Below are 11,261 nucleotides of genomic sequence, written 5' to 3'. Positions count from 1 at the left end.
GAAATTGAAATACATGAAACAATTTTTGTTATGTGCAGCATTGTCTTTTGGCTTTATAAGTGCATCCGCACAGGTTTATAAAAAGCAGGCTGACGGTATCATAGTTTATCCCGCAGATAAGAATATAAAAGCAGTACAATTAAATGTGGTCAATAGTAATATTGTACAGGTACTTTCATCCTCTAATAAAATAATACAGGCAGACACCAGTTTTATGGTGGTTGCAAAAACCGGCACGCATGATTTTAATATCTGGGAAGATGCGGCAACCGTAAGCGTAATTACCAACAGCATAAAAGCCGTGGTGGCAAAGTCGACAGGCTTGGTAAGTTTTTTTACAAAGCAGGGTCAACCCATTACAAAGGAATCGGCAAAATCGCTGGAGCCGGTACAGCTGGAAAAATATACTTCCAATAAAATAATGCAGCAGTTCGCATCTCCTGCAGACGAAGCATTGTATGGATTGGGTCAGCACCAGCAAGGCGTGATGAATTATAAGAATACCAATATCACCCTGTACCAGAACAATACGGAAGTATATATTCCATTCCTGGTGTCCAATAAAAATTATGGAATTCTATGGGATAATTATTCCATTACCGATTTTGGCGATGGCAGAACATTTAAAAACCTTAATTACCTGGAACTTTTTGATAAGAATGGCGTGGCAGGAAATTTATCTGCAACCTATGCATCCAAAAAAGATGCAGCAAAAATATTTACCGAAGAAAAAGCCACCACAATTGATTATGCGGATCTTGAACTGATGACGCATCTGCCCAAAGCATTCAAAATGGATGAAGGAAAAGCCACATGGGAAGGTTATGTACAGGGAGCTATTTCCGGCGAATATACTTTTAAGATATGGGCGGGCGGCTATTTAAAATTATGGGCCAATGATCAACTGGTGCTGGACCGCTGGCGCCAGTGCTGGAATCCTTTCGGCGCTTATGTACCCGTGCAATTGACCAAAGGAAAGAAGACAAAAATAAAAATTGAATGGATACCGGATGGAGGAGAATCGTACCTCAGCTGCAAAGTAACAGAACCGGTAACAATACAACAGAAAAAAATATACCAGTTCCAGTCGGAAGCCGGGGAGAATATCAACTATTATTTCGTGTATGGCACAACGTATGATGCAATAATAAATGGCTATCGTCAACTTACCGGCAATGCACCCATGGTACCTAAATGGGCACTGGGCTTTTGGCAAAGCAGGGAGCGGTATAAAACACAGGACGAAGTATTATCGACTGTAAAAACATTCCGGGAAAAGAAGATCCCGCTCGATAATATTGTAATGGACTGGCAATACTGGAAGATCAATGAATGGGGCAGCCAGCAATTCGATCCTGCACGTTTCAGCAATCCCGATTCGATGATAGAAGTGCTGCACAAACAGTACCATACAAAATTCATGATATCGGTTTGGGCTAAATTCTATAAAGGCATACTCAATTTTAATTTGATGCAGCAACAGGGCTTTCTATTAAATAAAAATGCGGATGAAGACCGCAAAGACTGGCTGGGATATGTAAATACATTTTACGATGTGCACAATCCCGCTGCAAGAAAACAATTCTGGCAACTGTTAAAAGATAATTTGTACAGCAAAAAAATAGACGCCTGGTGGATGGATGCACCGGAACCCGATATCCATTCTAATTTACCGATTGCAAAACGCAAGGATATCTTTTATCCCAATGCCATGGGCAGCGCTGTAAAATATTTCAATAGTTATCCATTGCTCAACTCGCAGGGCATTTATGAAGGACAGCGGGCCACTAATGATAATAAAAGAGTGTTCATACTTACCCGATCCGGTTATGCAGGCATTCAGCGTTATGGATCTGCAGTGTGGAGCGGCGATATAGGTTCTACGTGGGCAGATATGAAAAATCAGGTTGCAGCCGGTATCAATTTTTCTATGTCGGGTATACCTTACTGGACCTTTGATGCAGGAGGATTTGCAGTAGAAAGCCGCTACGCACAGGGAAAAGATATGGATGAATGGAAAGAGTTGCAGGCAAGATGGTATGCCTTCGGAAGTTTTTTACCCTTGTTCCGGGCACACGGCCAATATCCTTACAGGGAACCTTTCAATATTGCCAAAGAAAATGAAGATACATACAAAGCAATCGTGAGCACTATCGAAAAACGCTATACACTTTTGCCTACTTTGTATTCCATAGCAGCAGACGTGCATTTTAATAACAACAGTTTTTTAAAAGGCATGATGATGGAATTTCCAGCCGATAAAAAAGTACTGACGATCAATGACCAGTTCATGTGTGGCAATTCATTATTGGTAAACCCGGTATACAATTACAAACAAAGAAGCAGGGAAGTATATCTTCCGGCAGGTGTTCATTGGTTCGATCTTTATACTGATAAAATGTACAACGGTGCACAAACTATTACAGCAGATGCGCCCATCGATCATATACCGGTATTTGTAAAAGAAGGATCGATATTGATAACCGGACCTGTAATGCAATACAGCACCGAAAAACCGACAGATACACTAACCGTAACGATCTACGGCAATAAAGATGCTGCATTCACCCTGTACGAAGATGAAAATGAGAACTATAATTATGAGCAGAACCACTCATCCACCATTCATTTCAAATTTAGCGCAGCAAAAAAAACATTGAGCATTGATGCAGCCAACGGCAAATTTGATGGGATGCTGCATGATCGTGTTTTTAATATCAGGCTGGTAAACAATAATGCTCCTGTAAAAAAGCAAACCATCAGCTATCATGGAGAAAAGACAGCTGTAAATCTTTAAAATAAAGCAGTTATTATGAAATATACTTTTTTTGCAGCGGCATCTTTTGTTTTGATGAGCGTGCTTGCATGCGGTGGAAAGCCTGATACCGGCGGAGGAAGCGGAACTGGAACCGGTGGTGGTACAGGCGGCGGAGGTACCACTACACCAACAGACCCGGTAACTGCCAACACCATCGGTTTTTTTATGAATGACTGGCAACCCAAGAATTTTACAATTCCTGCATACAACGATGTGGCCAAACCTTCGGTATCTCCAAGTTCTTTCGTAACCATCGATGCCGGTACCATCATCACCAAAGTGGTGCCCTCCGTTTATTCACACAATGCCAATAGTTGGATGGGAGATATGATCAATGATGTACCATTGATGAATCATATCACCAATTTAAAACCGGATATCATTCGTTTTCCCGGTGGCAGTATCAGCGATCTGTATTTCTGGAATGCCGCACCCGGCGCCACTCCTGCCGATGCGCCGGCTCAATTGTCCGATGCCAACGGCACACTATCCGCAGCCAGTTACTGGGTGGGAAAAAATACAGCTGCCTGGACGGTCTCGCTGGATAAATATTATACCATGCTGCAGCAAACCGGCAACCAGGGTATGATAACGGTGAACTATGGATATGCCCGATACGGCACAAGCGCCAATCCTGTTGCCAAAGCAGCACACCTTGCAGCAGATTGGGTGCGCTATGATAATGGTCGCACCAAGTACTGGGAAATAGGCAACGAATGCAATGGCACCTGGGAAGCGGGCTACCGCATCAACACTGCAACTAACCTAGACGGACAACCGCAGATCGTGACTGGCGCTCTTTACGGGCAGCATGTAAAAGTATTCATCGATTCCATGCGGAAAGCAGCAACGGAGATCGGCAAAACCATTTACATTGGCGCTTATATTTTAGAAGCACAACCCCAGGCCTGGCAGACCGCCACCGACCAAACCTGGAACAGCGGCCTGTTGCCGCAGGTAAATACTGCTACAGATTATTACATCATTCACAGCTATTACACACCTTATCAAACCAATGCCACTGCAACAGAAATATTGAACACCGCTACGAATAATACCAATGCAATGCTAACCTATTATCAAAACACCATTACGGCAGCAGGTAATACTACGAAGCCCATTGCATTAACAGAATATAATATCACATCGCAGGGATCCAAACAGCAGGTGTCGTTTGTAAATGGTATACACGCTGCGATTATAATGGGCGAAGCCATCAAAAATAAATACGGCATGATCGCAAGATGGGACTTGGCCAATGGATACAACAGTGGCAACGATCATGGTCTGTTCAATGCAGGCGATGAGTCTGGCGTTGTAAAATGGAACCCACGTCCTGCATTCTATTACATGCAGTATTTTCAAAGATTCATGGGCGACAGGATGCTGAAATCAACCGTACTGGGCGCTGTTTTATCTTACGCATCATCATTCACCAGTGGACAAAAAGCAGTGATACTCATTAATAGAAGCACCAATAACGAAACAGTGAATGTGACGTTGCAGAATGCAACAGCCGGTGCAAGATATTATTGGTACACTTTAACAGGAGGAACGGATAACGGCGAATTCTCTTCAAAGGTTTTTATTAATGGAGAAGGACCGACAGAACCTACGGGTGGGCCATCTGCAACTTATACCAGTATCAAGGCCAGCAGTGCATTAACCAGCGGCGGTATCAATGTGTCGATGCCGGCACGTTCGGTGGTTTACCTGGTGATGGATAAATAATACAATAGCTTACAACATACCAAAAATGAAAAGACTTTTTGCATACTGCATCCTATTGCTGTGTTGTTGCCGCATTGCGGCACAAAACAAAACATATCAATTGTATTCGCCGGGTAAAACAATTGAAATAACTGTAAGTGTTGGTGCAAAAATGGAATGGAGCGTAAAACAGGAGGGAACGACCATTACAAACCCCGCAGCCATTGCAATACATTTAAATAATGGAGAAATACTGGGACAAAATGCAAAAATAATTGCAGCGAAAACAAATACCATCAACGAAAAAATAAGAACGGTTGCCTATAAAAAAGATACGGTAAATAATTATTACAGTGAACTTGTATTGAACTGTAAAGGCAATTATGGTATCATATTCAGGGCTTATGATAATGCTGCAGCTTATCGGTTTTTCATCAACCGAAAAGATTCGGTGCTTATTACCGGTGAAGATGCAGGATTGAACCTGGCTGCCAACGATTCCTTATTATTGCCGCACACCAGCGATCTGCGGGGTGGAGAAAGGTACACTTGCTCTTTCGAAGAATTCTATACACATACCACAATAAGCAATATTGCTACGGACACACTTGCTTACCTGCCTTTACTGGTAAAATTACCGGAAAATAAAAAAGCAGTTTTCCTGGAAACAGATGTACAGGATTATCCCGGAATGTTTGTGCGCAGAAACAAAAACATACCCAATGCAATGGAAGCTGTTTTTGCAGGCTATCCTCAACAGGAAGAGCTGGGCGGCTTCAATAGAATCAATTACATGGTGACTAAAAGGGCTGATTATCTTGCAACATCAAAAGCTGCAAGAATGTTCCCCTGGCGTGTGTTAGTGATCAGTAAAGAAGATAAAGAATTGTTGAATTGTGATATTTTTTACCAGCTTGCAGAAAAAAGCAGGATAGCAAATACCAGCTGGATAAAACCGGGTAAAGTGGCCTGGGATTGGTGGAACGACTGGAACATAAGTCATGTGGATTTTAAAGCAGGTATCAATACACCTACCTATAAATATTATATCGATTTTGCGGCTAAAAATAACCTGGAATATATTGTTTTAGATGAAGGCTGGAGCGACGATTGGGACCTGGATAAATTAAGTGATAAGATAAATTTAAAAGAGCTGATCGCTTATGGTAAAGAGAAAAAAGTTGACCTGGTATTATGGAGTACCTGGTATGCATTGGAACAGGGTGTTGAAAGATTTTGCAGTAAATATGCAGCGATGGGCATCAAAGGATTTAAAGTAGATTTCCTGGACAGGAACGATGCAAAGATGATCGCTTCGGCTTATCAAATGGCCGCAGTTGCCGCAAAATATAAATTGCTGATCGATTTTCACGGCACATTTCCACCACAGGGATTGCAGGTAACTTATCCGAATGTAATCAATTTTGAAGCAGTACGTGGCATGGAATGGAGCAAATGGAGCGCCGATGAAAGAGTGCCACAACACGAAGTAACGTTGCCGTATATACGCATGATGGCCGGGCCGATGGATTATACCCCCGGTGCTATGCGCAACAGTACTAAAGGTAATGCAAAGCCCAGCCAGAATTTACCCGTAAGCCAGGGCACACGCTGTCACCAGCTGGCCATGTACATAGTGTATGATGCGCCATTGCAGATGCTGGCAGATAATCCTACCGCATATGCAAAAGAACAGGAATGTACCGATCTTATCGCTTCCATCCCCACAACTTTCAATGAAACGATTGCCCTTGATGGAAAACTGGCAGCATACGCTTGTATAGCCAAAAAGGCAAACAATACATGGTATATCGGCGGGCTGAATAACTGGACAGTAAGGGATATTGCCATAGATCTTTCTTTTTACCGGCGGGTCAATACAATGTGGAGATATTTAAAGATGGAATAAATGCAGACAGGGATGCAACTGATTATGCTGTAGAAAAGCGACAGGTAACAGCTACGGATAAACTAAATATAACCATGGCACCGGGAGGTGGCTTTGTTATAAAAATAAAATGACCGATGGGTGTATTAATCCCAGTCGAAACTTTCAATACTATTGTTTAGTTTCCATTTTTTTGGGAATGGATTTTCCATCCAGTCCAGTGGTTCGCCTACAGGTAAATTTTTAGAGGCCAAGTCAAAGCATTTTTTAATGATCTCTTTTTGTTCAGTACCGGTGGCTTCCGGTTGCGCAGATATGAATAAGGGCATACCGCTTTTAGCAAGCAACTCCATCCACTGTTTATTTTTTGTCCACGGTACTTTTGTCGTCAACCCCACACAATCGCCATCGCAGGAATAAAAGGCGCCATGCTGCACAGCCCTGAAGGCAAGCGTATTCACACCCATTTTTTTAGTCCTGCTCCACTCGTTGCCGGAAGTGTCATCGCCAATACGGTTCAGCTCAAACAAGCCTGCAGATAAATGACTGAAAGTATTACAACCAATGATGTACATATCACCCGCAGCTTCGCGAATGCTTTTATAAAAATGGAGAACGATCTCTGCATTGGTTTTTGAACTGTCATTCATTTTCCATCCGGCAACCGTCATTGTTTTATCTCTCAGCATTTCAAAACCCCATTTACCAAAAATATCTGCCGAAGTATAATCGAACTTCACTAATTCATATCCCCATTGTTTATACAGTTTAAAATAGTTTTTTACTCTTTCCATATTTTCAGGAATAGAAGGATCGAGTACGGCTTGTTTTTTATCTCTCCCTTTAATATAAGGAAGCGTCAATGAAACGGCATCTTTGGGATCGGAGCATAATGGCCTTGTCCATAAACCGGGGCGCATACCGGTCTTTTTTAATTTAGCCGCAAGGCTGCTCATGTCTCCAAAATTTTGATTGGGCTTACTCACATCACCCCAGCTGTTATCTCCCGGCGAAGCAGGCGATTGCATAAACCATCCTGCATCGATCACAGAAAAAGGACGATTGCTTAATCCTGCAGCCATCGGCTCCATTAATTGGGTATGTTCAAGAATTAATTTTTCAGAATTATTGCCATAAGTAAAATACCAGTCGTTGATGCCATACACCGGTTGTGCAGGCATTCTTGCCTTGGCACACATCAGCTTCATAAAGCGCTTGCCTGTTTCAAAAGCAGATTCACCGGTGTTGTTTTTGATCGTCACAATTTCAGCCGCTTTTAATTTTCTGTCACCCAGCTGCACACCTTCGCCACCACTGCGGGTATCCATTGTCAAACTCAGTTTTTCATTGCTGATCTGCCATGCACAGAAAGAAGCCGTGCCCGTCTTTACACCAAAGCCATTCGTTGTCGTGCCATTGTGTTCCATAAAATACCAGGGCAATATTGCTGTTGCTGCAGGCTGCTGCCAGGATATATCTCCATAAGTACGTTCCCAATGATCATTCAGGATCAACGATGAATTTTTAACCGGCGTTTTCCAGTGCAAGCTAACAGCGCTCAGTTGTATACCCGGCGCTTCAATGAACACCGCAATGTTGTTGCCCGTATTTTTTAAAACCACCTGCAGGTTTTGATAGCTCCATGACTGTTGCCCTTTTCCTGTAAGCGCAACAGTTACCCCGTCGGCAACAGCAGTTATTGCATCAGGAAAACTGATAAGCATTGCATTACCAGCACCATTCCCTGCAAAAATATTTTCCTGCAAAAGCAAAGCAGCTAAAGACAATCCGGATGTTTGTATAAAATGTCTCCTGTTCATAACAGCGGTGGTTTAATAAGGGAAAGTTAATGTACATTTTTCATAAAAGAATAACTGGTACTATTTTAACCCATTGATTTATTTTATTAGCTAAAAAAATAAAGCTCCTCATTTTAATGTAATTTCCGCTTTAAGCAAAAAAGCTGCTGTATGAATAAACAATCATTGCTTTCCCTGCTCTTACTGTTGCATATTACTGCTGCTTTTTCACAAACTGCAAGAGAGCATTTGCTGATGGATTTCAATTGGCGTTTTGCATTCGGCCATCCTTATGATGCTAAAAAAGATTTTGATAACGGCACCGGCTATTTTTCTTATTTCGCCAAGGCTGCTTACGGCGATGGCGCTGCAGCAAAAGATTTTGATGACCGCAGCTGGAGAAAATTAAACCTGCCGCATGACTGGGCAGTGGAATTACCTTTCGATAAAACTGCCAGCCTGAGCCATGGTTTTAAAACAGTGGGCAGGAATTTTCCGAATACGAGTGTAGGCTGGTACCGTAAAACATTCACCATTCCCAAAACAGATGAAGGCAAAAAAATAAGCATTGCATTTGATGGTGTGTTCAGGAATTCTATTGTGTGGGTAAATGGATTTTATTTAGGCACAGAGCCCAGCGGCTATACAGGATTTGAATATAACATCAGCGAATACCTTCATTACGGAGGAGAAAATGTGATTGCAGTACGGGTGGATGCCACTATGGAAGAAGGATGGTTTTATGAAGGCGCCGGTATTTACAGGCATGTATGGCTTAATAAAACTTCGCCGCTGCATATCACCACAGATGGAACATTTGTTACCAGCACTGTAAAAGAAAATACTGCTGAGATAAATGCACAGGTAAATATCATCAATCAATTTACAAGTGCTAAAACAATCAATATGCAGCAAACCATTTTGGATGCAACAGGAAAGACCGTTGCTGTTGAAAATACTCCCAACATCAATTTCAATGCTTATGAACAAAAAAATATTGCTGTAAAAATTCGGGTAAACGATCCTGCTCTGTGGTCGACAGACGCACCTAATCTCTATAAACTGGTCACAACGATCACCGAAGGAGAAAAAACACTCGACCGCTACGAAACGAACTTTGGTATCCGCACTATTCGATTTGATGCAAAACAAGGCTTCTTTCTCAATGGAAAACATTTGAAACTACATGGCACCAACAACCACCAGGATCATGCAGGCGTTGGTACAGCAATGCCGGATGCATTGCAGGAATTCAGGATAAAAAAACTAAAAGAATTTGGCTGCAACATTTATCGTTGCTCTCATAATCCGCCCACGCCGGAATTGCTGGATGCCTGCGATAGGCTGGGCATGCTGGTGATAGATGAGAACCGGTTGATGGGTGTAAGCAGCACGCACTTTGACTATATGAAAAGGTTTATACAGCGGGACAGGAATCATCCCAGCATCATCAGCTGGAGCATCGGCAATGAAGAATGGGGCATTGAAGGCAATGAAATGGGTGCAAAAATAGCCAGCACATTACAGGCGTTCACAAAGTCAATTGACAGTACCCGTGCAGTAACTGCGGCTATCAGCGGCGGTTGGCAAAAAGGTATTTCCAATGTTATTGAAGTAATGGGCGTGAATTATATCGGGCAGATCAACACCGATCAGCACCATGCCGAATTTCCTGATCAACCCATGTGGGGAACAGAAGAAGGGACTACCAGGGCTACAAGAGGAATCTATTTTGATGATGAAAGCAATCAATGGATAGCAGCGTACGATAAAAAACCGTATCCCAATTTTTTTACCATCGAAGATGGATGGAAACATTATGCAGCACGGGATTATCTTGCCGGCATGTGCATCTGGACAGGCTTTGATTACCGCGGCGAACCTACGCCTTATGGTTTTCCTTCAACGGGTTCTTATTTTGGTATGCTGGACCAATGCGGTTTTGCTAAAGATGTTATGTATTACCTGCGCAGCTGGTGGACGAACAAACCCACACTGCATATTTTACCCCACTGGAATTTTAAAGGAAAAGAAGGTGAAACAATAAACGTATGGATATACAGTAATTGTGATGCGGTGGAATTATTGCTGAATAAAAAAAGCCTGGGCAAACAAACAATGCCTGTCAACGGTCACCTGGAATGGAAGGTGCAATATGCAGCCGGTACACTTGAAGCGCTGGGCTATAAGAACGGCAAAAAAATAATGACCGATAAAGTGCAAACCACCGGCGATCCCGCTGCTGTTCGTTTAGTTGCTGATAAGAACAGCATACTGGCTAATAAAGAAGATATTGCCATGATCACCGTAGATGCAACTGATAAAAATGAGCTGCAGGTGCCAACTGCAAACAATGAAATTATTTTCAGCATCAGCGGGCCGGGCAGGATCATCGGCGTAGGCAATGGCAATCCATCATCGCTGGAAGCAGATAAATATATAGAGACAATAAAAGTATTTCCGATACAAAACCTGAAAGAAAAATTTACCACAGATATCAATGTAGTCGGTGGAACAGAAGAAAATTACGACGACAAAGAATGGCAACCCGCTTTTAAAGACGACCGCACCAAAGAATTCGGCGAAAGAACAAAAGCCCTGTTGTACAGGTGCAATTTTAATTTGCCGGAAATAAACAGCGCCGATACCGTTCGCTTATTTTACAAAAGCATCGGCAAGGAACAAAGTATTTATATCAATGGTAAATTAGTAGAAGCGCATGTTGTACAAACACCTAAAGGAAATGCGTATATACTTAACCGTGATATGCTGCATAAAGGCACCAACAGTATTGCAATAGCGGCAATACCGTTGGTAAAAGACAGGCCCTGGGATAATATCAATACCGATCCGGGTTTGATACAGGTAGTAACGCCGGCAGCAGCTTATAAAAGAAAATTATTCAGCGGGCTGGCACAGGTAATTATACAGTCAACAGGTGCGGCCGGAGAAATAATTGTAACAGCCGAAAGCAATGGATTGAAACAGGCAGTAATAAAAATACCCGCCATTGCTGCTGAAGCAAGGCCGGCCGTGGAGTAAAATA

General features: G+C 42.5%; 4 protein-coding genes and 1 pseudogene. 4 read left to right on the top strand and 1 reads right to left on the bottom strand.

What is annotated here, in order from left to right:
- The first annotated feature begins 13 nt into the window (after positions 1-13).
- The 3 genes and pseudogenes from QM738_RS15940 (at position 14) to QM738_RS15930 (ending at position 6,550) form a co-directional block, all read left to right on the top strand.
- The gene (locus QM738_RS15940; protein WP_462277721.1) at positions 14-2,797 is read left to right on the top strand and encodes a glycoside hydrolase family 31 protein; all 2,784 of its coding nucleotides are present in this window, start codon (positions 14-16) and stop codon (positions 2,795-2,797) included.
- Positions 2,798-2,812: 15 nt separating this feature from the next.
- On the top strand, positions 2,813-4,549 hold the full coding sequence (locus tag QM738_RS15935; protein WP_462277720.1) for an alpha-L-arabinofuranosidase: 1,737 nt from the start codon (positions 2,813-2,815) through the stop codon (positions 4,547-4,549).
- 25 nt (positions 4,550-4,574) lie between these two features.
- Positions 4,575-6,550 (top strand): annotated as a pseudogene (locus QM738_RS15930) (glycoside hydrolase family 97 protein).
- Between the two features lie 12 nt (positions 6,551-6,562).
- Here the strand turns inward: QM738_RS15930 and QM738_RS15925 are convergent.
- The gene (locus QM738_RS15925; protein WP_462277719.1) at positions 6,563-8,236 is read right to left on the bottom strand and encodes an alpha-amylase family protein; all 1,674 of its coding nucleotides are present in this window, start codon (positions 8,234-8,236) and stop codon (positions 6,563-6,565) included.
- 150 nt (positions 8,237-8,386) lie between these two features.
- Here QM738_RS15925 and galA point away from each other — a divergent pair, with 150 nt between their 5' ends.
- Positions 8,387-11,257, top strand: coding sequence for a beta-galactosidase GalA (gene galA / locus QM738_RS15920; RefSeq protein WP_462277718.1), 2,871 nt, complete (start codon positions 8,387-8,389; stop codon positions 11,255-11,257).
- Positions 11,258-11,261 lie beyond the last annotated feature (4 nt).

Source organism: Ferruginibacter sp. (assembly GCF_049840995.1).
GTDB lineage: Bacteria > Bacteroidota > Bacteroidia > Chitinophagales > Chitinophagaceae > Ferruginibacter.
The sequence above is the reverse complement of the archived record's forward strand: the minus strand, read 5'-3'. Positions and strand labels throughout refer to the sequence as shown.